The organism is Streptomyces ipomoeae 91-03, assembly GCF_000317595.1.
Lineage (GTDB): Bacteria > Actinomycetota > Actinomycetes > Streptomycetales > Streptomycetaceae > Streptomyces > Streptomyces ipomoeae.
Genome location: NZ_AEJC01000061.1, coordinates 61,231 through 87,582, shown reverse-complemented (window position 1 = coordinate 87,582; position 26,352 = coordinate 61,231). Strand labels below are relative to the sequence as shown.

Sequence of the window (26,352 nt, the reverse complement as noted above, 5' to 3'; positions counted from 1 at the left end):
GCCCCTTCGGTTCAAGCCCAGCGCAGCGGCTAGGCCTCCTTGCTCAGATTGGGCCCGGCGCCGCCCGCCGCCTGCTCGATCGGCGGGACGTCCGGCAGCGCCGACTTCTCCTCACCCCGGAAGGTGAAGGTCGCCGCGTCGCCGTCGCCCTCGGTGTCCACGACCACGATGTGACCGGGGCGCAGCTCGCCGAAGAGGATCTTCTCCGACAGCGAGTCCTCGATCTCGCGCTGGATCGTCCGGCGCAGCGGCCGGGCGCCCAGCACAGGGTCGTAACCCTTCTTGGACAGCAGCTCCTTGGCGGACTGGGAGAGCTCGATGCCCATGTCCCGGTCCTTCAGGCGCTCGTCCACCTTGCCGATCATCAGGTCGACGATCCGGAGGATGTCCGCCTGGGTCAGCTGCGGGAAGACGACCACGTCGTCGACGCGGTTGAGGAACTCGGGACGGAAGTGCTGCTTCAGCTCGTCCGACACCTTGTTCTTCATGCGCTCGTAGTTGGTCTTCGTGTCACCCGAGGCCGCGAAGCCCAGGTTGAAGCCCTTCGAGATGTCCCGGGTGCCGAGGTTGGTCGTCATGATGATGACCGTGTTCTTGAAGTCCACGACCCGGCCCTGGGAGTCGGTCAGGCGACCGTCCTCCAGGATCTGCAGCAGCGAGTTGAAGATGTCCGGGTGGGCCTTCTCGACCTCGTCGAACAGGACCACCGAGAACGGCTTGCGCCGCACCTTCTCCGTCAGCTGGCCGCCCTCTTCGTAGCCCACGTATCCGGGCGGGGAACCGAAGAGACGCGACACCGTGTGCTTCTCGCTGAACTCCGACATGTCGAGGGAGATCAGCGCGTCCTCGTCACCGAACAGGAACTCGGCGAGCGCCTTGGACAGCTCGGTCTTACCGACACCGGACGGGCCGGCGAAGATGAACGAACCACCGGGACGCTTCGGGTCCTTCAGACCGGCACGCGTACGACGGATCGCCTTCGACAGCGCCTTGACGGCGTCGTCCTGGCCGATGACCCGCTTGTGGAGCTCGTCCTCCATCCGGAGCAGACGGCTGGACTCCTCCTCGGTGAGCTTGAAGACCGGGATGCCCGTGGCCGTGGCCAGCACCTCGGCGATCAGCTCGCCGTCGACCTCGGCGACGACGTCCATGTCGCCGGCCTTCCACTCCTTCTCCCGCTTGGCCTTGGCGGCGAGGAGCTGCTTCTCCTTGTCGCGCAGGGAGGCGGCCTTCTCGAAGTCCTGCGAGTCGATCGCGGACTCCTTGTCCCGACGGACACCGGCGATCTTCTCGTCGAACTCGCGGAGGTCCGGCGGCGCGGTCATCCGACGGATCCGCATCCGGGAACCGGCCTCGTCGATCAGGTCGATCGCCTTGTCCGGCAGGAAGCGGTCCGAGATGTACCGGTCGGCCAGAGTGGCGGCCTGGACCAGGGCCTCGTCCGTGATGGAGACGCGGTGGTGCGCCTCGTACCGGTCACGGAGACCCTTGAGGATCTCGATCGTGTGCGGCAGGGACGGCTCCGCGACCTGGATGGGCTGGAAACGGCGCTCCAGGGCCGCGTCCTTCTCCAGGTGCTTGCGGTACTCGTCCAGCGTGGTGGCGCCGATGGTCTGCAGCTCACCGCGGGCCAGCATCGGCTTCAGGATGGAGGCGGCGTCGATGGCGCCTTCCGCGGCACCCGCACCGACCAGCGTGTGGAGCTCGTCGATGAACAGGATGATGTCACCGCGCGTGCGGATCTCCTTGAGCACCTTCTTCAGGCGCTCCTCGAAGTCACCGCGGTAGCGGGAGCCGGCGACCAGGGCGCCGAGGTCCAGGGTGTAGAGGTGCTTGTCCTTGAGGGTCTCGGGCACCTCGCCCTTGACGATGGCCTGGGCGAGGCCCTCGACGACGGCGGTCTTGCCGACGCCGGGCTCACCGATCAGGACCGGGTTGTTCTTCGTACGGCGGGACAGCACCTGCATGACCCGCTCGATCTCCTTCTCGCGCCCGATGACCGGGTCGAGCTTGGACTCACGAGCGGCCTGGGTGAGGTTCCGGCCGAACTGGTCGAGGACCAGGGACGTCGAGGGGGTGCCCTCGGCAGGCCCGCCGGCGGTGGCGGTCTCCTTGCCCTGGTAACCGGAGAGCAGCTGGATGACCTGCTGCCGGACCCGGTTGAGATCTGCGCCCAGCTTGACCAGGACCTGGGCGGCGACGCCCTCGCCCTCACGGATCAGGCCGAGCAGGATGTGCTCCGTGCCGATGTAGTTGTGGCCCAGCTGAAGGGCCTCGCGGAGCGACAGCTCCAGGACCTTCTTGGCACGGGGGGTGAAGGGGATGTGCCCGGACGGGGCCTGCTGCCCCTGCCCGATGATCTCCTCCACCTGCTGGCGGACCGCCTCGAGCGAAATCCCGAGGCTCTCCAGGGCCTTAGCGGCGACACCCTCACCCTCGTGGATCAGGCCCAGGAGGATGTGCTCGGTGCCGATGTAGTTGTGGTTGAGCATCCGGGCTTCTTCCTGAGCCAGGACGACAACCCGCCGCGCGCGGTCGGTGAACCTCTCGAACATCGTTTATCGCTCCTCAGAGCGGTCAGGCACTGAGGGGACGCTCCCCTCACTGTCCTTCCGCAGCTTAGTCCCGCAAGCGGGGACCGCTCATTCCAACTGCCGACACCGTCCGGATCACCTCCGCTCTCGCGGAGACAGAGTCGCTGCCTCCTGAGCCCGAACGCCGACATCTGCTCCAACCCGATGGTGCGAGACGATGTTCCCGCAGGCCAGGTGGTTACCCTCACCATCAGTACGCCGATGGCGAACGCGAGACACCTTTTCCTGCGTGTCGCCCCCTCCCACTAGGGATGTCTTACCCGTAGGCACTGACACTCCATGCCGGATGCACCGGTTCCCTCCGCTAAGGGCGAACATCCTTGCGCCGGTTCCCACCGCGGATCGCCACCTTCTCCGGCACTGTACGCATCCGCACCGACACCCAGCGTAACTCCGGGCCTCTTCGCACGGTTGCTGCTGACATGACCATCGTCCCCCCTCCCCGCCAACCGCTCGACCCGAGCGATGTCGCGGTACGGCAGTGGTACGAGAACGATCTCTGCTGGGCGACCGTGCCCGGCGCACCCGTACACCTCATTACGGGCCTGCGCTTCGATGTGCTCGACGTCCCGGCCGAGGCGGGGTTCGCGGCGCTGAGGCATCTGGGCCCGATTCCGGGGCCCGGCTCGCCGGTGGCGCTGCACGGCGGGCGGATGCGGCTGCTGGTCGCGGCGGGCAGCGCGGAGGAGCTGCCGGGTCTGCTGGAGTGGCTGGACTGGGGCGGCGTCGACCTGGACCTCACGGCCGTGGGAACGGGCGGTCACATGGTGGCGCCGCTTCCTCCGGGCCTGACCGGGGGGCGCGGTACCGGTTCACAGGGGGCCGCCGATTGGCTGCGGCCCCCCGAGCCTGGGCGCGAGGTGGAACCCTCGCTGCCGACGATGTCGGCGTTGGGGGGCGGTGGGGGCGCCCCCGACCTGGTACGAGTGGTGGACACGGTGGCGACGCACTGCCACCGCGTCCGGCTGCGGCGCGCGAGCACCGGGCCGTTGGCCTTCTCTTAGGCTGCTCAGCCGTTGGCCTTCTCGTAGGCCTCGCGGATGGACGCGGGAACGCGGCCTCGGTCGTTGACCTCGAGGCCGTTCTCCTTCGCCCAGGCGCGGATGGCCGCGGTGTCCTGGCTGCCGCCGGAAGTGGCGCGGGCCTTTCCGCGTCCACCCGAAGCACGGCCTCCGGTACGTCGACCGCCCTTGACGTAGGGGTCGAGAAGTCCGCGGAGCTTGTCCGCATTGGCAGTCGTGAGGTCGATCTCGTACGTCTTGCCGTCCAGAGCGAACGTCACGGTCTCGTCAGCCTCGCCGCCGTCGAGGTCGTCGACAAGAAGGACCTGAACCTTCTGTGCCACCGGATTTCCTTTCATCGATAACTTCAGGGCCGAGGGCCGCGGCGCGAGCCGCTGTTTCACGTCCCCTTATATGCAGTACTGCAGTACGTCGGAAAGCAAACCGCTTTTCCAGAGAAAACACAAACCCCTGGGAGAGACCGGGGAGAGACCGAGGAGAGGGCGCGGAGAGACCGCGAGCTCCGGGGAAGACCGGAAACATGCGCGTTTCGGACATAGGGAACCCGGGCACGGCCACCCGCCCGGAATAGGTCCCGCCCGATGATCACAGATGCAGAAGCATCCGGCTGTTGCCCAAGGTGTTCGGTTTCACTCGTTCGAGACCGAGGAACTCCGCGACGCCCTCGTCATAGGAACGCAGCAACTCCGCGTAGACATCCATGTCGACCGGCGTCTCGCCGATCTCCACGAAGCCGTGCTTCGCGAAGAACTCGACTTCGAAGGTCAGACAGAAAACCCGGCGAACACCCAGCCAGCGAGCGGTGTGCAGCAACTTCTGCAGCAACTGGTGACCGACGCCGAGACCCTTGGCGGTGGGGTTCACCGCGAGAGTGCGGACTTCCGCGAGGTCTTCCCACATCACATGCAGTGCGCCGCAGCCGACGACCTCGGCGTTGTCGTCCCGTTCCGCGACCCAGAACTCCTGGATGTCCTCGTAAAGCGTCACCGTCGCTTTGTCGAGCAGGATGCCGCGCTCGACGTACGCGTCAAGGAGGGCGCGCACGTGCGGGACATCGCTGGTCCGAGCCCGTCGGACGGTGATGGCTTTTGCGGTGACTTCGGGACTCTCTGCTCGCATGAGCGGACGCTATCGCCCGGGACGATCCGGGGATTGGCCGGGGGTCCCCTCTGTTTCGCCGGACGATTCGACGGATTCGGGGCCCTGCACGATGCGTACGGCGTCCATGAGGGCCTGCCGCTGTTCCTCGCTCATCATCCCGAAGAAGGCGACGAGAGCGGCGGCGGGGTTGTCGCTCTGCGACCACGCCTCGTTCATGAGTGCGGCGGCGTAGGCGGCCCGAGTGGAGACCGCCTCATATCGATAGGCCCGGCCTTCGGCCTCACGGCGCACCCAGCCCTTCTGATGGAGATTGTCCAGAACGGTCATCACCGTGGTGTACGCGATGGACCGCTCCCGCTGAAGATCTTCCAGGACTTCTCGAACGGTCACCGGGCGGTTCCACTTCCACACCCGCGTCATGACCGCGTCTTCGAGTTCTCCCAATGGGCGAGGCACAGTTACGACGATATCCGGAGAAGGGGAACAAAATGGGCGTACGGCTCGAAAAGCACACGAGTCATACGCCCATGGGGCCTGTCAGGGGCCCAGTGAGGGGCCGGCGCCGAGGGAGCCCGGCGCCGGGCGGGACGTGGCGTCCGGCTCAGGCGCCGGAGTCCTTGCGGCTGGAGGAGGCCTGACGGGCGGCCTCCGCGCGCGCGTACGCCGCGTCGACGGCCGCGTCCTCCTTGGCCTTGTTCGGGCCGCCCTGGGTCTTCACGATCACCCTGATGACGCCGATGAACAGCACGGCCATCACGAAGGGGGGCAGCAGCGCGGAGACGTAGTCCATGCGGCAAGGGTAGCCAGGGCCGGGCGGGCCCGGGGAAGCGGGGCACGCCCCCGCGCCGCCGGGAATCCCGCCATCCCGCCGCATCACCCGAGTGCGCCCGGTCGCGTCACCCGAGTACGCCCGGTGCGAGGCGATACGGCAGCGCGCCGACGCACCGCACCGGGCGGCGCGGGAACGCGCCCCGCGCCCTCCCGAGCCCGCTCAGACGGCCGTCAGCTGGCGGGGCGGGTTCGCGGGCGGGTCGGTGGGCTTCCGCTTGGGCGGGAAGACCTCGCCCGGGGTGGGGATGGGGCGGCGGGCCGGGCGCGGAGCGTCGGGGCGGCGCACCGGGCCCGGCTTGTCGGCGGGCTCCGCGGGGCGGTCCGGCCGGGCGGGACGGGACGGTTTGGGCTTGGCGGGTTCATTGGCGGCGGCACGCGCGCGTGCGCTCCGCTCCGCCAGGCCGCCGGGGAGGGCGGTGAGTCGGCTGCGGGACCGGGGGCCGGTGGCGGAGCGGGAGGCCGGGACGACCACCGCTCCGGCCGTCTGCGCCGCGAAGCGGGCCCGCACGTCCTGTTCCGCGAGGGCGCGGCAGCGGTCCAGGAGGGCGGCGGCGGTGGGGTTGCCGCGCAGGGCGCGCAGCGCGGCCAGGTCGTCCGGCTGGGGACGGTACCCGGTGTCCAGGGCCTCCTCCAGGAGCGCCGCGTAGCTCGTGACCGTGCCCGGGAGCGCGGCGCGGTAGCGGGCGAGGTCGGCCAGCAGGAAGGCCCTCAGACGGGCGTCCTCGTGGGTCGCCTCGTCGACGGACTCGGCGAGCCGGAGACAGTCCTGCACGTCCTCCGCCGAGGCGGGAGTGGGGTTCAGGGCGAGGGCGAGGGCACGGCGGAGCACACGCAGCTCCTCAGCGCCGAACGCCATGCCGCCGCGGGTTCCGTGGGGCGTGGGCATGCACGGAAAGGTACGCGCTAATCAGACAAAAGCGGTGCGATGGGGACGTGTGGCGTGGGCGACCACCCGGCTGGGTGGACGGAGGCGTTCCCGCCCCCGCCCCTTCGCCCCCGCTACGCCTTCGAGCTCGGATGGAAGGGGCGCGGGGAACTGCGCGGCCAACCCCCACCCACCCGCACGTACAACACGCACCGCAGCCACCCCCTCTTCCCCCAGCGGGGTCGAAGGGGCGCAGCCCCTGGTGGGGGTCCCCCCGCTCGAGCGAAGCCGAGAGTGGGGGAGGGACGGGTAGGGGCGGCGGGGGCGAGGAAAACCCTCAGAGGCGAGACACGTTGCGCTCGTACACCAGCCGCAACCCGATCAGCGTCAGCCAGGGCTCGTGTTCGTCGATCACCGAAGACTCGCCAAGGACCATCGGCGCCAGCCCACCCGTAGCGATGACCGTGACGTCCTCGGGATCCTCGGCCAGTTCGCGGACCATCCGGCTGACCACCCCGTCGACCTGCCCGGCGAACCCGTACACGATGCCCGCCTGCATGGCCTCGACGGTGTTCTTGCCGATGACACTCCGCGGCCGGGCCACCTCGATCTTGCGCAACTGGGCGCCCTTGACGCCCAGCGCCTCCACGGAGATCTCTATGCCGGGGGCGATGACACCGCCGACATACTCGCCGCGCGCGCTCACCGCGTCGAACGTCGTCGCCGTACCGAAGTCGACGACGATCGCGGGGCCGCCGTACAGCTCGACCGCGGCGACCGCGTTGATGATGCGGTCGGCGCCGACCTCCTTCGGGTTGTCCGTCAGGATCGGGACGCCCGTCTTCACTCCCGGTTCGACCAGGACGGCCGGCACGTCGCCGTAGTAGCGGCGCGTCACCTCGCGGAGCTCGTGCAGCACGGACGGAACGGTGGCGCAGATCGCGATGCCGTCGATGCCGTCGCCCAGCTCCTCTCCGAGGAGCGGGTGCATGCCCATGAGGCCCTGCAGCAGGACCGCGAGTTCGTCGGCGGTGCGGCGCGAGTCCGTGGAGATGCGCCAGTGTTCGACGATGTCCTCGCCGTCGAACAGCCCGAGGACGGTGTGGGTGTTGCCCACGTCGATCGTCAGCAGCATGGCCCGTCCCCGTCCCTACTCGGCCGCGCGCAGGTCGAGGCCGATGTCGAGGATCGGGGAGGAGTGGGTCAGCGCCCCGACCGCCAGGTAGTCGACGCCCGTGTCCGCGTACGCCTTGGCGTTGTCCAGGGTGAGCCGGCCCGAGGCCTCCAGGACCGCGCGGCCGTCGACGACGGCCACGGCCTCCTCGCACTCGATGGGGGTGAAGTTGTCCAGGAGGATCAGGTCGGCGCCCGCGTCGACGACCTCGCGGAGCTGGTGGAGGGTGTCGACCTCGACCTCGATGGGCACCTCGGGGAACATCTCGCGCACGGCCTTGAAGGCCTGGGCGACGCCGCCGGCGGCGACCACGTGGTTGTCCTTGACGAGCGCCGCGTCGGACAGCGACATGCGGTGGTTGACGCCCCCGCCGCAGCGGACGGCGAACTTCTCCAGGGAGCGCAGCCCCGGCGTCGTCTTTCTCGTGTCGCGCACCTTCGCCTTCGTGCCCTCCAGGGCGTCCGCCCACGCGCGCGTGGCCGTCGCGATGCCGGAGAGACGGCACAGCAGGTTCAGGGCGCTGCGCTCGGCGGTGAGGAGGTCGCGGGTGGCGCCGGTGACGCTGAGGAGCTTCTGGCCGGCCTCCACGCGGTCGCCGTCGTCGACGTGGCGCTCGACCTCGAACTCGTCGGAGCAGGCCACCGACAGGACCGCCTCGGCCACCCTGAGGCCCGCCACGACGCCGCCCTCGCGCGCGGTGAAGTCGGCGGTGGAGCGGGCGTCCTCCGGGATCGTGGCGACCGTGGTGACGTCGACGCCGTGGTCGAGGTCCTCCTGGATGGCGACGTTGGCGATGTCCTCGACCTCCACGGGGTCGAGCCCTGCGTCGGCCAGGAGCTGGGCGAGCGCGGGGTCGAGCCCGCACTCCAGGTATTCGTCGTCCGTCTCGGCGCCGCAGGCGCAGCCGTCGCCGCAGCCGCCGCCGGAGGCGAGGGGAAGTTCGGGGGTGCTCACGTCTGTCACTGCTCCTGGTGATGCGGCCGGGTCGGGGGGAAGTCTGCGGTATCGGTGGTGTGTACGGCGAGCGTCCGGTCCGGATTCAGCCGTACGACGATGTGGCGGCGCCAGTCGGTGTCGTCGCGCTCGGCGTGGTCCTCGCGCCAGTGGCAGCCGCGGGTCTCCTCGCGCAGCCGGGCGGCGGCGACCAGGACGCGGGCCACGCACAGGAGGTTGGTGGTCTCCCAGGTGTCGACGCCGGGCTCGGCGGTCTTGCCGTTGACGTCGAGGGCGTCGCGGGCGTCGGCGTGCAGCCGGTCCAGGGCCGCGGCGGCGGTCGCCAGGGAGGCCTCGGAGCGCAGCACGCCGGCGCCCTCGGTCATGGTCCGCTGGATCGCGAACCGTATCTCCGGGGCGAGCAGCGGGTGCGCGGGCGTCTCGGCGTACGGGACGGGCTGGGGCACGCGCGCGTGGAGGCCGTTTTCGGCGTGCCCGGCGGCGATGTCGGCGGCGATGCGCTCGGCGTAGACCAGGCCCTCCAGCAGGGAGTTCGAGGCGAGCCGGTTGGCGCCGTGGACGCCGGTGCAGGCGACCTCGCCGCAGGCGTAGAGGCCCGGGACGGTCGTACGGCCGTGGGAGTCGGTGCGGACGCCGCCGGAGGCGTAGTGGGCGGCCGGGGCGACCGGGATGGGCCGGGTGACCGGGTCGAGGCCGTTGGCGCGGCAGGCGGCGAGGATCGTGGGGAAGCGGTGCTCCCACATGTCGGCGCCGAAGTGCCGGGCGTCCAGGTACATGTGCTCGGCGCCCTGCTCCTGCATACGGCGCATGATGCCCTTGGCGACGATGTCCCGGGGGGCGAGTTCGGCGAGTTCGTGCTGCCCGATCATGAAGCGCACTCCGTCGGCGTCGACCAGGTGGGCGCCCTCGCCGCGTACCGCCTCGGAGACGAGGGGCTGCTGGCCCTCGGCGTCCGCCCCCAGGAACAGCACGGTGGGGTGGAACTGGACGAACTCCAGGTCGCTGACCTCGGCGCCCGCGCGCAGTGCGAGGGCCACGCCGTCGCCGGTCGACACGGACGGGTTGGTGGTGGCGGAGAAGACCTGGCCCATGCCGCCGGTGGCGAGGACCACGGCGGGGGCGTGGACGGCTCCCACGCCGTCGTGCTGGCCCTCTCCCATGACGTGCAGGGTGACACCGGCCGTGCGGCCCTCGGCGTCCGTCAGGAGGTCCAGGACGAGCGCGTTCTCGATCGTCCTCACGCCCGCCCGTCGCCCGCCACCCCCCTTGGCCGGGAGCGCTTCGCGCTCGCCGCTTCCGATCGCGCGTACGGCCTCGACGAGTGCCCGGGAGATCTCGGCGCCGGTGGCGTCGCCGCCCGCGTGGGCGATGCGGCGGCGGTGGTGGCCGCCCTCGCGGGTCAGCTCCAGGCCGCCTTCCTCCGACTCGTCGAAGTGGGCGCCGGTGGCGATCAGGCGGCGTACGGCGTCGGGGCCCTCGGTGACCAGGAGCCGGACGGCGTCCTCGTCGCACAGGCCCGCGCCGGCCACCAGGGTGTCGTCCAGGTGCTGTTCGGGGGTGTCGCCCTCGCCGAGGGCCGCGGCGATGCCGCCCTGGGCCCAGCGGGTGGAGCCGTCGTCCAGGCGGGCCTTGGTGACGACGACCGTGCGCAGGCCGGCGGCCTCGCAGCGCAGCGCGGCGGTGAGGCCGGCGACGCCCGATCCGACGACCACGACGTCGGCGGCGATGGACCATCCCGGGGCGGGCGCGTGCAGTCGTATGCCTGTGGTGGTCACGAGGCGGCTCCGAAGGTCAAAGGGATGTTGTCGATCAGCCGGGTCGTGCCCACCCGGGCTGCGACGGCGAGGACGGCTTCGCCCGTGAAGTCGTCCGGGATCTCGGTGAAGTCGGTCGGGTCGACCAGGGCCAGATAGTCCAGGGTGAGCGGCGGCTTCATGCGCAGGGCGTCGTCGAGGACCAGGCGGGCGGCGGCGCGGACAGCGGCCGGGCCACCCGGCGCGGCCTTCGCCATGGCGTGCGCGTCGGCCGCCGCGCGGGACTCGCCGATGGCGCTCAGGGCCTCGGCACGCGCGCGCGTGGCGGGCGTTTCGCGGGCACGCGCGCGTAGGGCCTCCTGCGCGGCGTGCCGGTCGCGGCCGGCGAACAGGGCCTGGGAGAGCGCGAGGGCCGTACGGCGTTCCGCGGCGGACAGATAGCGGTTGCGGCTGGACAGGGCCAGGCCGTCGGGCTCGCGGACGGTCGGGACGGCGACGATCTCCACGCCGAAGTTCAGGTCCCGGACCATACGGCGGATCAGGGCGAGCTGCTGGGCGTCCTTCTGCCCGAAGAACGCCACGTCGGGGCGGGTGAGGTGGAGCAGCTTGGCGACGACGGTGAGCATGCCGTCGAAGTGCCCGGGGCGGGCGGCGCCCTCCAGGCGCTCACCCATGGGACCGGCGGTGATGCGGACCTGCGGCTCACCGCCGGGGTAGACCTCGTCCACCGAGGGGGCGAACACCACGTCCGCGCCCGACTGTTCGGCGAGCTTCAGATCGGCGTCCAGGGTGCGCGGATAGCGGTCCAGGTCCTCGCCCTCGCCGAACTGGAGGGGGTTCACGAAGATCGTGACGACGACCTCGCCGTCACCGCCCGCGGTCTCGCGCGCGGTGCGGATGAGCGTGGCGTGGCCCTCGTGCAGGGCGCCCATGGTCATCACGACGGCGCGACGGCCCGCACGCGCGCGTGCGTGCAGTTCGTCGGCGGTGCGCAGCACAGTGGTGGTCATCCGGCGTTCCCTTCGGTCCCGGTGGTCCCGTTGGCTCCGTTCGCGAGTACCCCGAGAAGGTCCTCGGCCAGCTCCGGCTTCAGCAGGCCGTGGGCGAGGGCCCGGTCGGCGGTCGCGCGGGCCATCGCGAGATACCCGGCGACGGTCGACGGGGCGTGCGCGCGCAGCTCGGCGACATGCGCGGCGACCGTGCCGGCGTCCCCGCGCGCGACGGGTCCGGTGAGGGCCGCGTCCCCGGAGCGCAGGGCGTTGTCCAGGGCGGCGCCCAGGAGCGGGCCCAGCATGCGGTCGGGGGCCGCCACACCGGCCGTGCGCAGCAGCTCCATGGACTGGGCGACGAGGGTCACCAGGTGGTTGGCGCCGAGGGCGAGGGCGGCGTGGTAGAGCGGCCGGTTCTCCTCGGCGATCCACTCCGGTTCGCCGCCCATCTCGATCACCAGCGCCTCGGCGGCCAGCCGCAGCTCCTCGGGCGCCGTGACCCCGAACGAGCACCCGGCGAGCCGCTGCACGTCCACGGGAGTGCCCGTGAACGTCATCGCCGGGTGCAGCGCGAGCGGCAGCGCCCCTACCCGCAGCGCCGGGTCCAGCACCTTCGCGCCGTACCGCCCGGAGGTGTGCACCAGCAGCTGCCCCGGCCGTACGGAACCGGTCTCCGCGAGGCCTTCCACGAGCCCCGGCAGGGCGTCGTCCGGCACGGTCAGCAGGACCAGGTCCGCGTGTTGCAGCACGTCGGCCGGGGACATCAGCGGCACGCCGGGCAGCAGCGCCCCGGCCCGCCGCCTGGAGGCGTCGGAGACCCCGGAGACGGCCACCGGGCGGTGCCCCGCCAGTTGCAGTGACGCCGCCAGCGCGGGACCGACCCGACCGGCACCGACGACACCGACGGTGAGCCGCGCGGGGCGGTCCTTCGGCTCTGGTTGCTGGAATGTACTCACTCGCTGGTGGCCTTCCCGTTCCAGTCCGCTCTGGGTACCGGACGATTTCTCGTCATGTTAACGCGATTGGTTCGAGGGTCGATCGGCTGTCCACAGGCTGTGGGTTTTGCCAGGAAATGTCCGCAGGTCTCGCGGGGACGAAAACCCGATGACGGGTGGTGCGGCGCGAGGGATGATCCAGGGATGACCGACACGGCGGATCAGGCGGCGGGAACGGCACACGGGCAACCGCTTTCCGGGAGCGAGGAGTCAGCGGTGCGGGACCGGTCCGGCGAGGAGGCCGCCGGGGAGGAGTCGACGGCCATGGCCCGCTACAAGCGGCGCCGCATCGCCCATCGGGCCGCACAGCGGGTGCTGTCGCGGACGAGTGCCCTGGCGACGGTCCGCGAGCGGCTGGCGCTCCTGGACGCGGCCGGGGACGTGTACGACCTGGACGAGTCGGCGGATCTCTACGGCAACGGGATCGTCGAGACGCTGGAGGAGCGGACCGCCGCGCTGCTCGGCATGGAGGCCGCCGCGTTCTTCCCGACCGGCACGATGGCCCAACAGGTGGCCCTGCGCTGCTGGGCGGCCCGTACCGGGAACCCGGCCGTCGCCCTGCACGCCCTTTCCCACCCCGAGATGCACGAGCGGAACGCGTTCAGTCAGCTCAGCGGGTTGCGGCCGGTCCGGCTGACCGGCGAGCCGCGGCTGCCCACCGCCGACGAAGTGCGCGACTTCGACGAACCCTTCGGGGCGCTGATGCTGGAACTGCCGCTCAGGGAGGCCGGTTTCGTGCTGCCCTCCTGGGAGGAGCTGACGGAGGTCACCGAAGCGGCACACGCGCGTGACGCCGTGGTCCACTTCGACGGGGCCCGGCTGTGGGAGTCCACCACCCACTTCGACCGCACCGTGGACGAGATCGCGGGCCTCGCGGACAGCGTCTACGTGTCGTACTACAAGTCCCTCGACGCGTTCGCCGGTGCCGCGATCGCGGGCCCCAGGACACTGATCGACGAGGCGAAGGCCTGGCGGCACCGGTACGGCGGCCAGCTCTTCCAGCAGTTCCCCACCGCCCTGTCCGCCCTCGTCGGCCTGGAACGGGAGTTGCCCCGGCTGCCGCACTACGTTCGCCACGCGCGCGTGGTCGCCGCCGCGCTCCGCGAGGGCTTCGCCGAGGCCGGACTCCCCTGGGCCCGCGTGCATCCCGAGGAACCGCACACCAACGAGTTCCAGGTCTGGCTCCCGTACGACGTCGACGTCGCCGCGGAGGCCGCGGTCCGCCAGGCCGAGGAGACCGGGACGGTCCTCTTCGCCCGCCCGTGGGACCGGGGCGGCCCGGGGCTGGCCGTCACCGAGGTGGAGATCCGGGCCGCCGGGCTGGAGTGGACGGCCGAGGACGTACGGAAGGCGGTCGCGGACTTCGTGACGCGGGTGGAGAAACTCCGCGGCGAATAGGGCCGACCAGTCCGTGCGGGGGCGTTGCTGCTGCGGTGGGGGCGGGCACGCCTGGTACGGCCGAGGCCGGCCGTCAGTCGAACCTGATGTGCTTCACCCCGATCCGCGCCTGCCGCAGCCGGGTCCGCAGCGCGCCCTCGTTGTTCGGCCTGAGCCTCAGCCCGGCCAGGACGGCGATACGGTCGGCGGTCTTGGGGACGGTCGACCGGTCGGTCCACAGGTGCTCGGCGAACTCGGGTCCCTGGAGCCGTTCGAGACAGTGGTCGAGTTGCCGGACCGCCCAACTCTCCCTGCGCAGCGAGCCGCGCTTTCCCGCGAGATACGGGAAGAGGTGCCCGAAGCCGCGTTCACGCAGTCGCCTCAGTACGGTCTCGCGCTGGGCGAGGAGGGCGAAGTGCCGTACGTCGTGGCCGAGTTCGCGCAGACGGCCGACGGTCTCTTCGAAGTAGGCGGGGTTGGTCACCGTCATGGGGGCGATCACCACGCCGTCGTGCTCGGTGAGGGCGAGGTCCAGCACCTCGACCACGCCCTGCCGCCAGGAGGTCAGGTCCTGGAAGTCTCCGCGCAGTTCGGGCGGCAGCATGCGGCGCAGGCCGAAGCCGGGGTGCTCGGGGTCGCAGATGACGCTGCCCGGCAGTCGGCGCTGGAGCTCGTGTGCCGTCTGGGTCTTGCCGCCCCCGAAGGGCCCGTTGATCCACAGGAGCATGCGCGCACCCTAGTCGGCGATGATTACACCGGGGTCACGCTCACCTGTGGCTCAGGCTCAGCCCTGTCCTCCGGCCCGTACCAGCCCCGTCTCGTACGCCAGGACGACGACCTGGACGCGGTCGCGCAGGCCCAGCTTGGTCAGGATGCGGCCGACATGGGTCTTCACGGTGGCCTCGGAGAGGACCAGGCGGGCGGCGATCTCGCCGTTGGAGAGGCCCTGGGCGACGAGGATCATGACCTCGCGTTCGCGTTCGGTGAGCCGTTCCAGCTCCTTGTGCTGGGGTTCGGTACCGGTGCCGGGCAGCATCGGGGCGAACCGGTCGAGGAGCCGCCGGGTGGTGGAGGGCGCCACGACGGCGTCACCGCTGTGCACGGAACGGATCGCGGCCAGCAGCTCGCCGGGCGGCACGTCCTTGAGCATGAAGCCGGAGGCACCCGCCTTCAGCCCGGAGAAGGCGTACTCGTCGAGGTCGAAGGTGGTCAGGATGATCACCTTCGGCGGATCGGGCTCGGCACAGATGCGACGCGTGGCCTCGACACCGTCCAGCTTGGGCATGCGGACGTCCATGAGGACCACGTCCACCTCCGTCGACCGCACCACCTGAAGGGCCTCGACGCCGTCGCCCGCCTCCGCCACGACCTCCATGTCCGGCTGGGCCGCCAGCACCATCCGGAACCCGGTGCGCAGCAGCACCTGGTCGTCGACGAGCATTACGCGGATCGCCATCGGGGTCCTCTTCCGTGTCCGTTGCCGGGATGTCCGTTACAGGTGTCAGTGACTGACATGGCTGTGTCAGTGTGCGGGCTTCAAGGGCAACAGGGCGCTGATGCGGAAGCCGCCGCCGGGGCGGGGGCCCGCGTCCAGCGTGCCGCCGACCATACCGACACGCTCACGCATACCGATGAGCCCGTGTCCCCGCCCGTCGGCGCCGCCCTCCTCGTACAGCTCGTGGGGCGCGCCCTTGCCGTCGTCCTCGACGAGCAGGCCGAGGCCGTCGTCGAAGTAGACCAGCCGGACGCTCGCACCCGCGTTCGGGCCGCCATGCTTGCGCGTGTTGGTGAGGGCCTCCTGGACGATGCGGTACGCCGTCAGCTCCACACCGCTGGGCAGGGGGCGCGGGGTGCCCTCGACCTTGAAGTCCACGGGCAGTCCTGCGGTGCGGCACTGCTCGACGAGGTCGTCGATCTGCTCGACGTCGGGCTGCGGGACGTACTCGCCGCCCTCCTGGTGCTCACCGGTGCGCAGGACGCCCAGCAGGCGGCGCATCTCGGCGAGGGCCTGGCGGCCGGTGGAGGAGATGGTCTCCAACGCCTTCTTCGCCTGGTCGGGGGCGGCATCGAGGACGTACGCGGCGCCGTCGGCCTGCACGACCATCACCGACACGTTGTGCGCCACCACATCGTGCAGCTCACGGGCGATCCTGGCGCGCTCGGCGGCGACCGCGACCTTGGCCTGCGCCTCGCGCTCCCTCTCCAGCCGGGCGGCGCGCTCCTCCAGCTGGGCGAAGTACGCGCGCCGGGTGCGCAGCGAGTCGCCGAGCACCCAGGCGAGCACGAACGGCACCGTCAGCACCACCGCGAGCGCCACGTTGCCCACGGTGCCCGCCCGGTCCTCGGACCAGCGCATCTGCGCCAGTGACGACGCGCACAGGGCGCCGACCAGGGCGAACCGGGAGGCCCAGCGGGCGCCGTTCGCCGCGACCGTGTAGATGATCACCAGCATCGCGAAGTCCGCCGGCATCCTCGGCACGTCGAGGACCAGCTGCGCGACGCCCGCCACGGTGGCGAGCACCAGCATCTTCTCCGGCATACGCCGTCGCAGCGCGATCACCAGGCAGAGCAGCGACGTGATCGTCACGACCGCGGCTTCGTTCAAGTCCGACGCGTAGTCCGGGTCGACCGATCCGACCACCAGGGACATGCCGAGCAGGACGAGGGCCCAGAAGCCGTCGACCCATGTCGGATGCCTGCGGAGGAAGTCATAGAGGCGCTGCACGTAACCCAGCGTAGGGAAGGGGGCCGTGTGCGGGGGTCAACCGGAGGGTCGATCCGTGACGGGGCCACGTACTCCCCAAGGTGGAGGCCGTGTTGTCCCTTCCGCTTAGGCTGACGTGGTGAGGGATCGCCTGAGAGGCCGGGAGGACATGTCGTCTCGGGAGGACATGTCGTCTCGCGACTGCGGGTGGTACGCGGCTGGTCGCGCCCACGCGGCGGAGCCGCGTCTGTCTCAGCCCCACACCCCTGATGGGGCGCGGCCTTGGCGGGTTGCGGTCGAGGAGGCGCTGTACGGGCCGGGCGGCTTCTACCGGCGGCCTGAGGGGCCCGCTGGGCACTTTCGGACGTCTGTGCATGCGTCCGCCCTCTTCGCCGGGGCCGTCGCGCGGCTGCTCTGTCGGGTGGACGAGGCATTGGGGCGGCCGGAAGAGCTGAGCTTCGTCGACATGGGTGCCGGGCGTGGAGAACTGGTGAGCGGGGTGTTGGCCGCGCTGCCGGCCGATGTGGTCCCCCGCACGCGCGCGTACGCCGTGGAAGTCGCCGAGCGGCCGGGCGGGGTCGACGAGCGTGTCGAGTGGGTCGCCGAGGCGCCGGAGCGGATCAGCGGGCTACTGTTCGCCAACGAGTGGCTCGACAACGTGCCGGTGGAGGTCGTCGAGGTCGACTCGGCGGGCGTACCGCGACTGGTTCTCGTACGGGAGGACGGGGTCGAACGGCTCGGGGAGCCCGTCGGCGGGGAGGACGCGGAGTGGCTGGCGCGGTGGTGGCCGTTGGCGCCGGAGGAGGGGCTGCGCGCCGAGGTCGGGCTGCCCCGGGACCGGGCCTGGGCCGCCGCCGTGGCGAGTGTGGGACGAGGACTCGCCGTCGCGGTCGACTACGCGCACCTCGCCGGAGCCCGACCGCCCTTCGGGACACTCACCGGCTTCCGGGAGGGGCGGGAGACCGCGCCGGTCCCGGACGGTTCGTGCGACATCACCGCGCATGTGGCGCTCGACGCGTGTCTGGGGGCGTCCGCGCCGCCGGGGGCCCGGCTGCTGAGCCAGCGCGAGGCCCTGCACGCCCTGGGCGTCACCGGCGGCCGTCCCCCGCTGTCCCTGGCCACCACCGATCCGATGGCGTACGTACGGGCCCTCGCGAGCGCGGGCGAGGCCGCCGAGCTGACGGCGACCGGCGGACTGGGCGACTTCGGCTGGCTGGTGCAGCCGGTTGGAATTCCGAACCCGCTTGACGCCTAGCTCCGCCGGACGGTTGGAATTCCAAACCCGCTCGACACCCGGACCGGCCCGGCCCCACGAGGCGGTTGGAAATCCAAACCCACCCCGTCGCCTACTTGTCGAGGTCCCCGCCTACTTGTCGATGTCCCCCACCACGAAGAACAGCGACCCCAGGATCGCCACCATGTCGGCGACCAGCGTGCCCGGCAGGAGTTCGGTGAGGGCCTGGATGTTGTTGTACGAGGCGGAGCGGAGCTTGAGGCGGTACGGGGTCTTCTCGCCCTTGCTGACGAGGTAGTAGCCGTTGATGCCGAGGGGGTTCTCGGTCCAGGCGTAGGTGTGGCCCTCGGGGGCCTTCAGAACCTTGGGAAGGCGCTGGTTGATGGGCCCGGGGGGCAGTTCGGCGAGGCGGTCGAGGCAGGCGTCGGCGAGGGCGAGGGAGACGTGGGTCTGCTCCAGGAGGCACTCGAAGCGAGCGAGACAGTCCCCCTCGTCGCGCGTGACCACCTTGAGGACGTCCTGGAGTTCCCCGTACGCCAGGTACGGCTCGTCGCGCCGCAGGTCGAAGTCGACGCCGGAGGCACGGGCGATCGGGCCGCTCACCCCGTACGCGTGCACGGTCTCCGGGGCGAGGACGCCCACGCCGCGCGTACGGCCCCGGAAGATCTCGTTGCCGAGGACCAGGTCGTCGAAGACGCCCATACGGGAGCGGACGTCGGCGACGGCGGCACGCGCGCGTGAGGCCCAGCCCGCCGGAAGGTCCTCCTTGAGACCCCCCACGCGGTTGAACATGTAGTGCATGCGTCCGCCGGAGATCTCCTCCATGACGTTCTGGAGCTCCTCGCGCTCCCGGAAGGCGTAGAAGACGGGGGTGATGCCGCCGAGCTCCAGCGGGTACGAGCCGAGGAACATCAGGTGGTTCAGGACCCTGTTCAGCTCCGCGAGCAGCGTGCGCATCCACACCGCGCGCTGGGGCACCTCCATGCCGAGCATGCGTTCGACACCGAGGACGACGCCCAGTTCGTTGGAGAAGGCGGAGAGCCAGTCGTGGCGATTGGCGAGCATGATGATCTGGCGGTAGTCGCGCGCCTCGAACAGCTTCTCCGCGCCCCGGTGCATATAGCCGATGACGGGCTCCGCGTGCGTGATCCGCTCGCCGTCGAGGACGAGCCTCAGCCGCAGCACACCGTGGGTGGACGGGTGCTGCGGCCCGATGTTCAGCACCATGTCCGTGCTCTCGGCGGCACCGCCGATACCGACCGTCGTCTCTCTGGTCTCCGTCGGGGGAGTCATGAACACAGTCTGTCGTACGTACGCTGGCGGAATGGAGACGGGGACCTTGGAAGACGGCGCCGAGCGCGGCGATGACGGCACCGGGCACACGGACCACAGCACCGGAACCGGCACCGGCACCGGGCACGCGGACGGCGAACCGGTCTGGATCGGGCTGCCGCGCCCGCTGTTGCGGATGAGGCGGCTGTTGCTGGTGCTGTGGCTGGGCCCGATCACGGTCGCCGCGGCGGTGCTGCCGGGCTGGCTGGCCGGGCCCGCGTGGGGGGCCTTCGCGCTGCTGCCGCTGGGCCTGATCCTGTGGTGCTGGTCGATGCTGGACCGCAACTGGCGGTCCTGGCGGTACGCCGAGCGGGCGGACGACCTGCTGATCAGCCGGGGCGTGCTGTGGCACGAGGAGACGGTCGTACCGTACGGCCGTATGCAGCTGGTCGAGGTCACCTCCGGGCCGGTCGAGCGGCACTTCGGGCTGGCGAGCGTACAACTGCACACCGCTGCCGCCGCCACGGACGCCCGCATCCCCGGCCTCGAACCGGCCGAGGCCGAACGCCTCCGCGACCATCTCACCGAACTGGGCGAGGCCCGATCGGCAGGGCTGTGACCATGCCGACGCAGGACGCCGACGACGCGGTACGCGAGGGGAAGCCGGACGTGGCCGGGAAGCCGGACGACGCCATGGGGGACGACGCCATAGGCCCGGACGCACCCGGAAGCTCACCGGTGCCGGTGCCGGTGCCCGAGCCGACGCCGGAGCCGGCGTTGGAGCCGGCGTTGGAGCCGGCGTTGGAGCCGGAGTCAGTGCCGGTCGTCGAGCATCGGCTGCATCCCGTGACCCCGTTCCGGCGGGCGTGGGCGCCGGTGACGGTGGTGATCGGCTGGGCGGTGCACGATCCCGACGGGGCCCAGCGGCACCTCACCCGGCTCGACACGACCACCCTGCTGATCGGGCTGGCGGTGCTGATACCGGCGGCCGGTCTGTACGGCTTTCTGACCTGGTGGTTCACCCACTTCGCGGTGACGGACAGCGAACTGCGCATCCGTACCGGCCTCCTCTTCCGCCGCACCGCGCACATCCGGCTAGAACGCATCCAGGCCATCGACGTCACCCGCCCCCTGCTGGCCCGGATCGCGGGCGTCGCCAAACTCAAACTCGATGTCGTCGGCACCGACAAGAAGGATGAACTGGCGTATCTCGGCGAGACCCACGCCAACGCCCTGCGGGCCGAACTCCTCGCCCGCGCCGCCGGTTTCGCCCCCGAGACCGCGCACGAGGTCGGCGAAGCACCGGCCAGGCAGCTGTTGAAGGTCCCGGGCGGCGTACTCGCCATCTCGCTGGTGCTCACCGGCGGCACGTGGGGAACGCTGGTGGCCGCGATCGTCGTCCCGTCGGTGCTGTGGCTCGCCACGGAGAGCGTGTGGACGGTCCTCGCGACCGCGCTGCCGCTGATCGGCGCGGCCGGGGCGAGCACGGTGGGACGGTTCGTCGGGGAGTACGACTGGACGGTGGGCGAGTCGCCGGACGGCCTCCGCATCGACCACGGCCTCCTCGACCGCACACACGAGACGGTGCCGCCGGGACGCGTCCAGACCGTACGGATCGTCGAACCGCTGCTGTGGCGGCGGCGCCGTTGGGTGCGGGTCGAGCTGGACGTGGCCGGGTCCTCGAACTCCGTGCTCGTACCGGTCGCCCCGCGCGAGATCGCCGAGTCGGTGATCGCGCGCGTACTGCCGGGGGTGACCGTGCCGGACGCCGCCACGCTGGTACGCCCGCCGCGGCGGGCCCGCTGGTGCGTGCCGGTGTGGTGGAAGGGATACGGACTCGCCGTCGACGACACCGTGTTCGCGGCGCGGCACGGGTTGCTGCGGCGCCGACTCGACCTCGTACCGCACGCGAAGGTCCAGAGCGTACGGCTGTCGCAGGGGCCGTGGGAACGCGTCAAGGGTCTCGCCGACGTCCATGTCGACACCGGGGCGAACAAGACGGTGACGGCGCGGTTGCGGGATGCCGGGGAGGCGGCGGAGCTGCTGCGCGCGCAGGCCGAGCGCTCACGTACGGGGCGGCGGGAGGCGCGGCCGGACCGCTGGATGGCCTAGGGCCTCGCGGTGGGTCGCCCGGCGCCTGGGGCTGAGCGACTGGGGCAGCCGGACCGCGCCCCGCAAGGGGCGCGGGCAACCGCGCGACCAGCCACGAACGACCCGCGGTCGCCGAATCACACTCACACCCGAGCCATTGGGCGCCCGGCGGTCAGGCGCCTGGGCGCCCGGCGGCAACTACGACGCCGCCGTACGCAACCCCTGTACGTCGATCTGCTCCGTCTCGTCGTGGGCCGTCAGGTCGATGACCTGGCCCACCCCACGCGACGCCTCGTCGGCCCGCTTGAACCGCGCCTCGGACTCGGCCTTGTGCAACGCGAGGGCCTCCTGGCCGACCACGTCGGCGAGGTCCTCGTTCTGCACGGCCGCGATGGTCTCCGCGCCCTTCTGCGTACCGAAGAAGTCGAACCCGCCCTCGACGGCGGCCCTCCGCTGCGGCGCGGCCGGGACGACGGCCACGGCGGTCGGCACGGTGAAGTGCCCGGACGGCCGAGCGGCCGGCAGAGCCGGAGCCGAGGCCTCGGACTGCGCGGGAACGGGCTCGGCGGCCGCGTGCTCATGCCCGCCGACCGCCCCGGGCTGCCCCGCCGGATCGTCCTCCTCCACGGCGGCAACCGGCACCGGCTCCGTCTGGACCTCCTGGGGACGCCCCTGGCGGGACCCCCCACCGGTCGGCCCGTCCGGGTCCCCCTTGGGGGAACCGTCCTCACCGGAGCCGTCCTTCGACGAACGCCCCTTGGCGGGTCCATCGACGGCGGGTCCATCGACGGAGGCGTCGGCGGACACGTCGTTCGAAGGCGCGCTCGCGGGATCGTTCGCCTGCTCACCAGCCCGGTCGGCGGCCTCGCCGACGGGCTCCTCCCCGGCCTCCGACTTGACCTCGGGCTCGGCCTCGTCCTCCGACACGGCCTGCTCCTCGGCCTCTACGCCGGCCTCAGGCTCGTCCCCGTTCTCGACGTTCTCGACCTCAACCGCGTCCTCGGCACCGGTCTCCGACCCACTCTCGGCCTCGACGTCAGAAACGCCCTCGATCCCGGTCTCGGCCACAGCCTCCGCTTCGACCTCAACCTCGTCGGCCTCCCCCTCAGCGGCCCCCTGCTCCGCCGCCCGCTGAGTGATGATCCGCTCCAACGCCGAGTTCGCCCGCAGGAACAGCGAGGAACCGGCCGGCGAAAACACCCCGGCGGCCACCTCCTTGCCCTCGGCTCCCTCTTCATCACCCTCGGCCTCGGCCGCGACCTCGGCTTCCGCACTCGCACCCTGACCGGCGGCCGAACCACCGTCAGCCCCACGAGTCCCCCAAGGAACCCCCGGCGCAGGCACCCCCTGCGGCGGCACCGGCGAAGTCTGCGCGAACGTACCGGCACCGACACCGACACCGGCACCGGCACCGGCACCGGCCGACAACGCCCGCCCCTCCCCCGGACCCGTCGTCTCGATCTCCAGCAGACGGCGGCCCTCCAGGGCGCTCGCCCGCTCGGTCTCGGCGGTGGCGTACCGACGCAGCAGCGCGGCATGCTCGTTGCGGAGGTTCGCCAACTCGGCCCGCTTGGCGCGCAGCTTGTGCTCCAGCTTGGTGCGCAGCTCGCGGGACTCCTCCAGGTCGGTCTCCAGTTCGGCGACCTTCTCCTCGTGCCGCCACTCGTCACTCGCCCGCGCGCGCGTGAGGTCCGCGACGCGTTTGCCCGCCTCGACGTCCCAGCGGCGCATCACGGCGGCGCCGACGGCCGCGGTCGCCGCGGCGACGGCGGCGGAGACCCGTAGCACCGCCGGCTCGGAGAACATCCAGGGCCCGAGGGCGCAGACGAGCGAGACGCCTGCGATCGCCGTGGGGGGCAGCAGCCTGTGCAGAGGCGGTGAATGGCGGTGACGTCCACGTGGCATGGCCAGAAACTTACCGCGCGTAGGCGAATGATGGTGCCCCGGGCCGTAAAAACTCAGCCGCCCCCTAAGCTCTCACAAGCCCTCACAAGCTCCCTCACCACCCCGGCACCAATGCGTCCACCGGCGACTCCTCTACTGGATCAACTCCCGCGATTCCAGATACGCCTTGGCCACATCGCGTTCTTTCCCCCACGGCTTCCGTACTGCTTCCCGCACGGCGGAATTCCGATGAATTGCGGACCCGCCCCGGGATCCCCCAGTGGTCGTCCCTCATCGGTCACTCAACCGCCCGCTGATCCACTGCAACGTCGCCGGGATCTCCCGCCGCCATGTGTTGAAGTTGTGTCCGCCGCTGTCGAGGATGATCGACGAGATCCGGGTCGGCTGTTTGTCCTTCACCAACTCGATGAACTTCAGCGTGGACTTGTAGTTGGTCTCTCCCTGCCTGCTACTGGTGACCAGCAAAGACGTGTCGGGCGCCGGCCGGTGCTTCAGGTACCAGAAGAGATCGGCCTCGTTCTTCAGCGTCTTGTTCCCCTGGAAGAGATCACCCGTCGTCGGGTCGATCGGCGCCTTGTAGTACGGCGAGAGGCCCGCCCCGGCGGCGTACGTCTCCGGATGGTGGATCGCGAGTTTCAGCGCGCAGTATCCGCCGGTGGAGTCGCCGACGATGCCCCAACTCCCGGGTTTCTTCCCGACCCGGTAGTGGTGGCCGACGGCGTCCGGGAGGTCCTTGGCGAAGAACGACTCGGTCTGCGGCCCGCCCGGGATGTCCACGCACTCGGTGTCGCGCGGCGGCGCGACGGTCGGCCGCAGCATGACGAGGATCATCGGCTGCGCCTTGCCGTCGCGGGCCAGCCTGCGGGCCGTCTGCGGATAGCGCAGGCCCTTGATGAGGGCCTCGGCGGTGCCGGGGTAGCCGGTGAGGACGACGGCGGCCGGGAAGGTGCGGGTGCGGTACCGGGACTGGAAGTACTCCGGCGGCAGATACACGTACGCGGGGCTCGCGATCCGTGACGTACGGCCCACGATCTCGACCTTCTGGATCTGGCCGCCGACCTGGGGCCGGGCGCCGCCCGCCGAGTTGATCCGCCGGGTGTCGAGCACCCGCAACGGCCCACCGGTGTCGGCCCCGTCGTGGTCGACGACGACGCCCTGGCCGGTCTCCTGGCCGAGGAGGTCGGCCCAGCTGGCGTAGAAGCCGAAGGCCTGGTTGGCGGCGAGGCCGATCGCGGCGAAGACGGCCACCTGCGTGGCCAGCAGGACGCCGATCCGGCCGCCGACGGCACGCCAGCCCCGACGGGCCAGCTTCGGCCACAGCCACACCGTGCCCATGAACAGCAGCACGGCGGCCACAACCGCCAGCGCCAGCGCATTGTTGCTCGTAAGACCCATCGGCTCGTCCCTCGCCGCCCCTTCTTTCCTCGTTTTTCCTTGACCTTTGGTTCAGCTTTGCGGTGCAGAGTGAACCTCCCTCGCCAAGGCACCGTCCTAGAGGGCGCAATGTCGCCGGATGCCGGAAAGGCACCGGATCCAAGGTCTCTCGCGGAACTACGGGATGCGATGTCTGTCAGGACAGATAGGGAAATGTCGGGTGAGGTTCCGGTTCGCTCGGGCCGACCCCAGGCTCAGGAGTCGAGCCGACTCCCGTCGAGCGCCGTCCGGCGCGTGAACGGCGCACTGCGCGTGAACGGCGCACTGCGTCGCGCACTGCGCGGACCACGCCCCGAGGCCGTGCCCACGCTGGTCGCCCGGGCCTGCGCGTTCGTCGGGCTCGTGGATGTCGCGGCGGGCGTCTTCCCCCGCTTCCGGCACAGCCGTATGCACACGATGGCCGAGGTACTGCCCGGCGCGCTCGGTCCGTTCGCCGCGGCTCTGTCGCTGAGCGCGGGCGTTCTGCTGCTCCTGCTCGCCCACGGTCTGCGGCGGCGAAAACGACGGGCGTGGCGCGCGGCCGTCGTCCTGCTGCCGGCCGGGGCGATCGCCCAGTTCGCCTACCGTCACTCGCTGATCGGCGCGCTCATCTCCCTGGCACTGCTCATCCCGCTGGTGCGCCACCGCGACGAGTTCCGCGCGCTGCCCGACCCACACAGCCGCTGGCGGGCGCTCGCCAACTTCATGCTGATGGGCACCGCTTCGATACTCCTCGGTCTGGTCGTCGTCAGCGCCCATTCCCAGCACATGATCGGCGACCCCAGCCTCGCCGCCCGCCTCGAACACGTCATCTACGGCCTGTTCGGCTTCGAGGGCCCGGTCGACTACACCGGCAACACCTCCTGGACGGTGGCCTTCTCCCTCGGCGCCCTCGGTCTGCTGACCGCCGTCACCACCATCTACCTGGCTTTCCGCCCCGAGCACCCGGCGGCCCGGCTCACCGCCGACGACGAGGCCCGGCTGCGCGCCCTGCTGGACAGGCACGGCGGCCGTGACTCCCTCGGCCACTTCGCGCTCCGCCGCGACAAGGCGGTCGTGTTCTCGCCCAGCGGCAAGGCGGCGGTGACGTACCGCGTCGTCTCCGGTGTGATGCTCGCCAGCGGCGACCCGATCGGCGACGTCGAGGCCTGGCCCGGCGCGATCGAACGCTTCATGGACGAGGCCAGGGCCCACTCCTGGACCCCGGCCGTCATGGGCTGCTCGGAGACGGGCGCCGAGGTGTGGACCCGGGAGACCGGCCTGGACGCCCTCGAACTCGGCGACGAGGCGGTGGTGGATGTCGCGGATTTCTCTCTCGCCGGGCGCGCGATGCGCAACGTGCGTCAGATGGTGAAGCGCATCGAGCGGCTCGGTTACGAGACCCGGGTACGGCGCGTCCGTGACCTCGGCGAGGCGGAGCTGGACCGGATCCGCCGCGCCGCCGAGGACTGGCGCGGCACCGACACCGAGCGCGGCTTCTCCATGGCGCTCGGCCGCATCGGCGACCCGACCGACGGCGACTGCCTCATAGCCACCGCCCACAAGGCCGACGAGACACCCGGCCCGTACGGCGACCTCAAAGCCGTACTCCACTTCGTCCCCTGGGGCCCCGACGGCGCCTCCCTGGACCTGATGCGCCGCGACCGTTCCGCCGACCCCGGCATGAACGAACTCCTCATCGTCGCGGCCCTCCAGGCGGCCCCCCGTCTGGGCGTGACACGGGTGTCGTTGAACTTCGCGATGTTCCGCTCGGCCCTGGCCCGCGGCGAGAAGATCGGCGCCGGCCCGGTGCTGCGCGCCTGGCGCGGTCTGCTGGTCTTCCTCTCCCGCTGGTTCCAGATCGAGTCGCTGTACAAGTTCAACGCCAAGTTCTGCCCCCGCTGGGAACCCCGCTTCGTCGTCTACGCCGCCTCCCGCGACCTGCCCCGCATAGGCTTCGCCGCCATGCAGGCCGAAGGCTTCGTCAACCTCGCCCTCCCCCGCCCCCTGCGCCGCCGCACCAAGGCCCCCAGCCCGTGCGCCCACCGGGTGGCGGACCACGCGCTGACCGAAGGAGGCGTACGAGCGGCCTAGGGTG

General features: G+C 71.2%; 23 protein-coding genes. 6 read left to right on the top strand and 17 right to left on the bottom strand.

What is annotated here, in order from left to right:
- Positions 1 to 29 precede the first annotated feature (29 nt).
- The gene (locus tag STRIP9103_RS04045) at positions 30 to 2,555 is read right to left on the bottom strand and encodes an ATP-dependent Clp protease ATP-binding subunit (RefSeq protein ID WP_009297948.1); all 2,526 of its coding nucleotides are present in this window, start codon (positions 2,553 to 2,555) and stop codon (positions 30 to 32) included.
- A gap of 461 nt (positions 2,556 to 3,016) precedes the next feature.
- Here STRIP9103_RS04045 and STRIP9103_RS04040 point away from each other — a divergent pair, with 461 nt between their 5' ends.
- The gene (locus STRIP9103_RS04040) at positions 3,017 to 3,598 is read left to right on the top strand and encodes an SCO3374 family protein (protein WP_048819643.1); all 582 of its coding nucleotides are present in this window, start codon (positions 3,017 to 3,019) and stop codon (positions 3,596 to 3,598) included.
- 5 nt (positions 3,599 to 3,603) lie between these two features.
- On the opposite strand, the gene STRIP9103_RS04035 is transcribed toward STRIP9103_RS04040, so the two are convergent.
- From STRIP9103_RS04035 to STRIP9103_RS03990, 10 genes are all read right to left on the bottom strand, one after another.
- A complete protein-coding gene (locus STRIP9103_RS04035; RefSeq protein ID WP_009298016.1) occupies positions 3,604 to 3,939 on the bottom strand; it encodes a histone-like nucleoid-structuring protein Lsr2 in 336 nt (111 codons plus the stop codon).
- A gap of 262 nt (positions 3,940 to 4,201) precedes the next feature.
- Positions 4,202 to 4,735 carry an amino-acid N-acetyltransferase gene (locus tag STRIP9103_RS04030; protein WP_009298036.1) on the bottom strand — a complete coding sequence of 178 codons (534 nt, stop codon included), beginning with the start codon at positions 4,733 to 4,735 and terminating at the stop codon, positions 4,202 to 4,204.
- A gap of 9 nt (positions 4,736 to 4,744) precedes the next feature.
- Entirely contained in the window at positions 4,745 to 5,173 is a 429-nt protein-coding gene (locus STRIP9103_RS04025; RefSeq protein WP_258539353.1) for a BlaI/MecI/CopY family transcriptional regulator, read from the bottom strand.
- A gap of 145 nt (positions 5,174 to 5,318) precedes the next feature.
- Positions 5,319 to 5,507, bottom strand: coding sequence for a hypothetical protein (locus STRIP9103_RS04020; protein ID WP_009298088.1), 189 nt, complete (start codon positions 5,505 to 5,507; stop codon positions 5,319 to 5,321).
- A gap of 201 nt (positions 5,508 to 5,708) precedes the next feature.
- A complete protein-coding gene (locus STRIP9103_RS04015) occupies positions 5,709 to 6,404 on the bottom strand; it encodes a hypothetical protein (protein ID WP_048819641.1) in 696 nt (231 codons plus the stop codon).
- Positions 6,405 to 6,750: 346 nt separating this feature from the next.
- Positions 6,751 to 7,548 carry a type III pantothenate kinase gene (locus STRIP9103_RS04010; RefSeq protein WP_009298006.1) on the bottom strand — a complete coding sequence of 266 codons (798 nt, stop codon included), beginning with the start codon at positions 7,546 to 7,548 and terminating at the stop codon, positions 6,751 to 6,753.
- A 15-nt stretch (positions 7,549 to 7,563) separates the two neighbouring features.
- Positions 7,564 to 8,541 carry a carboxylating nicotinate-nucleotide diphosphorylase gene (nadC, locus tag STRIP9103_RS04005; protein ID WP_009297955.1) on the bottom strand — a complete coding sequence of 326 codons (978 nt, stop codon included), beginning with the start codon at positions 8,539 to 8,541 and terminating at the stop codon, positions 7,564 to 7,566.
- Between the two features lie 5 nt (positions 8,542 to 8,546).
- Positions 8,547 to 10,316: an L-aspartate oxidase gene (locus STRIP9103_RS04000; protein WP_009297945.1), complete on the bottom strand. Its 1,770-nt coding sequence runs from the start codon at positions 10,314 to 10,316 to the stop codon at positions 8,547 to 8,549.
- A complete protein-coding gene (panC, locus tag STRIP9103_RS03995; RefSeq protein WP_009297991.1) occupies positions 10,313 to 11,305 on the bottom strand; it encodes a pantoate--beta-alanine ligase in 993 nt (330 codons plus the stop codon). Before panC ends, STRIP9103_RS04000 begins: the two co-directional genes overlap by 4 nt.
- Positions 11,302 to 12,240, bottom strand: coding sequence for a Rossmann-like and DUF2520 domain-containing protein (locus tag STRIP9103_RS03990; protein WP_009298039.1), 939 nt, complete (start codon positions 12,238 to 12,240; stop codon positions 11,302 to 11,304). Before STRIP9103_RS03990 ends, panC begins: the two co-directional genes overlap by 4 nt.
- 303 nt (positions 12,241 to 12,543) lie before the next feature.
- Here STRIP9103_RS03990 and STRIP9103_RS03985 point away from each other — a divergent pair, with 303 nt between their 5' ends.
- Positions 12,544 to 13,677: a threonine aldolase family protein gene (locus STRIP9103_RS03985; protein WP_048819656.1), complete on the top strand. Its 1,134-nt coding sequence runs from the start codon at positions 12,544 to 12,546 to the stop codon at positions 13,675 to 13,677.
- A gap of 73 nt (positions 13,678 to 13,750) precedes the next feature.
- On the opposite strand, the gene STRIP9103_RS03980 is transcribed toward STRIP9103_RS03985, so the two are convergent.
- From STRIP9103_RS03980 to STRIP9103_RS03970, 3 genes are all read right to left on the bottom strand, one after another.
- Positions 13,751 to 14,383 carry an AAA family ATPase gene (locus STRIP9103_RS03980; protein WP_009298055.1) on the bottom strand — a complete coding sequence of 211 codons (633 nt, stop codon included), beginning with the start codon at positions 14,381 to 14,383 and terminating at the stop codon, positions 13,751 to 13,753.
- Positions 14,384 to 14,440: 57 nt separating this feature from the next.
- A complete protein-coding gene (locus STRIP9103_RS03975) occupies positions 14,441 to 15,112 on the bottom strand; it encodes a response regulator (protein WP_009297947.1) in 672 nt (223 codons plus the stop codon).
- Between the two features lie 66 nt (positions 15,113 to 15,178).
- Positions 15,179 to 16,381 carry a sensor histidine kinase gene (locus STRIP9103_RS03970; protein WP_009297963.1) on the bottom strand — a complete coding sequence of 401 codons (1,203 nt, stop codon included), beginning with the start codon at positions 16,379 to 16,381 and terminating at the stop codon, positions 15,179 to 15,181.
- A 115-nt stretch (positions 16,382 to 16,496) separates the two neighbouring features.
- Between STRIP9103_RS03970 and STRIP9103_RS03965 the strand changes: the two genes are divergently transcribed.
- The gene (locus STRIP9103_RS03965) at positions 16,497 to 17,615 is read left to right on the top strand and encodes an SAM-dependent methyltransferase (protein WP_009297952.1); all 1,119 of its coding nucleotides are present in this window, start codon (positions 16,497 to 16,499) and stop codon (positions 17,613 to 17,615) included.
- Between the two features lie 111 nt (positions 17,616 to 17,726).
- Here the strand turns inward: STRIP9103_RS03965 and STRIP9103_RS03960 are convergent, their stop codons facing one another.
- Positions 17,727 to 18,887 (bottom strand): NADH-quinone oxidoreductase subunit D, encoded by a 1,161-nt coding sequence (locus tag STRIP9103_RS03960; RefSeq protein ID WP_048819655.1) that lies wholly within the window; start codon positions 18,885 to 18,887, stop codon positions 17,727 to 17,729.
- Between the two features lie 31 nt (positions 18,888 to 18,918).
- Between STRIP9103_RS03960 and STRIP9103_RS03955 the strand changes: the two genes are divergently transcribed.
- Together STRIP9103_RS03955 and STRIP9103_RS03950 are read left to right on the top strand one after the other, a co-directional pair.
- Positions 18,919 to 19,485, top strand: coding sequence for a PH domain-containing protein (locus STRIP9103_RS03955; RefSeq protein ID WP_078613788.1), 567 nt, complete (start codon positions 18,919 to 18,921; stop codon positions 19,483 to 19,485).
- Positions 19,486 to 19,487: 2 nt separating this feature from the next.
- Complete coding sequence (locus tag STRIP9103_RS03950; RefSeq protein ID WP_234022112.1) at positions 19,488 to 20,978, top strand: PH domain-containing protein; 1,491 nt, start codon at positions 19,488 to 19,490, stop codon at positions 20,976 to 20,978.
- Positions 20,979 to 21,155: 177 nt separating this feature from the next.
- Here STRIP9103_RS03950 and STRIP9103_RS03945 read toward each other — a convergent pair whose 3' ends face one another.
- Positions 21,156 to 22,862: an ICP22 family protein gene (locus tag STRIP9103_RS03945; RefSeq protein ID WP_009297997.1), complete on the bottom strand. Its 1,707-nt coding sequence runs from the start codon at positions 22,860 to 22,862 to the stop codon at positions 21,156 to 21,158.
- Between the two features lie 270 nt (positions 22,863 to 23,132).
- Positions 23,133 to 24,257, bottom strand: coding sequence for an alpha/beta hydrolase (locus STRIP9103_RS03940; protein WP_009297989.1), 1,125 nt, complete (start codon positions 24,255 to 24,257; stop codon positions 23,133 to 23,135).
- A 192-nt stretch (positions 24,258 to 24,449) separates the two neighbouring features.
- On the opposite strand from STRIP9103_RS03940, the gene STRIP9103_RS03935 reads away from it, so the two are divergent.
- Positions 24,450 to 26,348, top strand: coding sequence for a phosphatidylglycerol lysyltransferase domain-containing protein (locus STRIP9103_RS03935; RefSeq protein ID WP_086019218.1), 1,899 nt, complete (start codon positions 24,450 to 24,452; stop codon positions 26,346 to 26,348).
- The last annotated feature ends 4 nt before the right edge of the window (positions 26,349 to 26,352 follow it).

Bases quoted from the DNA above. Each gene is read 5' to 3' on its own strand.
- STRIP9103_RS03950 (WP_234022112.1), top strand. From the start codon at position 19,488: ATGCCGACGCAGGACGCCGACGACGCGGTACGCGAGGGGAAGCCGGAC.
- STRIP9103_RS03945 (WP_009297997.1), bottom strand. From the start codon at position 22,862: ATGCCACGTGGACGTCACCGCCATTCACCGCCTCTGCACAGGCTGCTG.
- STRIP9103_RS03975 (WP_009297947.1), bottom strand. From the start codon at position 15,112: ATGGCGATCCGCGTAATGCTCGTCGACGACCAGGTGCTGCTGCGCACC.
- STRIP9103_RS04045 (WP_009297948.1), bottom strand. From the start codon at position 2,555: ATGTTCGAGAGGTTCACCGACCGCGCGCGGCGGGTTGTCGTCCTGGCT.
- STRIP9103_RS04020 (WP_009298088.1), bottom strand. From the start codon at position 5,507: ATGGACTACGTCTCCGCGCTGCTGCCCCCCTTCGTGATGGCCGTGCTG.
- STRIP9103_RS03960 (WP_048819655.1), bottom strand. From the start codon at position 18,887: ATGACTCCCCCGACGGAGACCAGAGAGACGACGGTCGGTATCGGCGGT.
- STRIP9103_RS04040 (WP_048819643.1), top strand. From the start codon at position 3,017: ATGACCATCGTCCCCCCTCCCCGCCAACCGCTCGACCCGAGCGATGTC.
- STRIP9103_RS04010 (WP_009298006.1), bottom strand. From the start codon at position 7,548: ATGCTGCTGACGATCGACGTGGGCAACACCCACACCGTCCTCGGGCTG.
- STRIP9103_RS03980 (WP_009298055.1), bottom strand. From the start codon at position 14,383: ATGCTCCTGTGGATCAACGGGCCCTTCGGGGGCGGCAAGACCCAGACG.
- STRIP9103_RS03940 (WP_009297989.1), bottom strand. From the start codon at position 24,257: ATGGGTCTTACGAGCAACAATGCGCTGGCGCTGGCGGTTGTGGCCGCC.
- STRIP9103_RS03935 (WP_086019218.1), top strand. From the start codon at position 24,450: ATGTCGGGTGAGGTTCCGGTTCGCTCGGGCCGACCCCAGGCTCAGGAG.
- STRIP9103_RS04030 (WP_009298036.1), bottom strand. From the start codon at position 4,735: ATGCGAGCAGAGAGTCCCGAAGTCACCGCAAAAGCCATCACCGTCCGA.
- STRIP9103_RS03985 (WP_048819656.1), top strand. From the start codon at position 12,544: ATGGCCCGCTACAAGCGGCGCCGCATCGCCCATCGGGCCGCACAGCGG.
- STRIP9103_RS04015 (WP_048819641.1), bottom strand. From the start codon at position 6,404: ATGGCGTTCGGCGCTGAGGAGCTGCGTGTGCTCCGCCGTGCCCTCGCC.
- STRIP9103_RS03955 (WP_078613788.1), top strand. From the start codon at position 18,919: ATGGAGACGGGGACCTTGGAAGACGGCGCCGAGCGCGGCGATGACGGC.
- panC (WP_009297991.1), bottom strand. From the start codon at position 11,305: ATGACCACCACTGTGCTGCGCACCGCCGACGAACTGCACGCACGCGCG.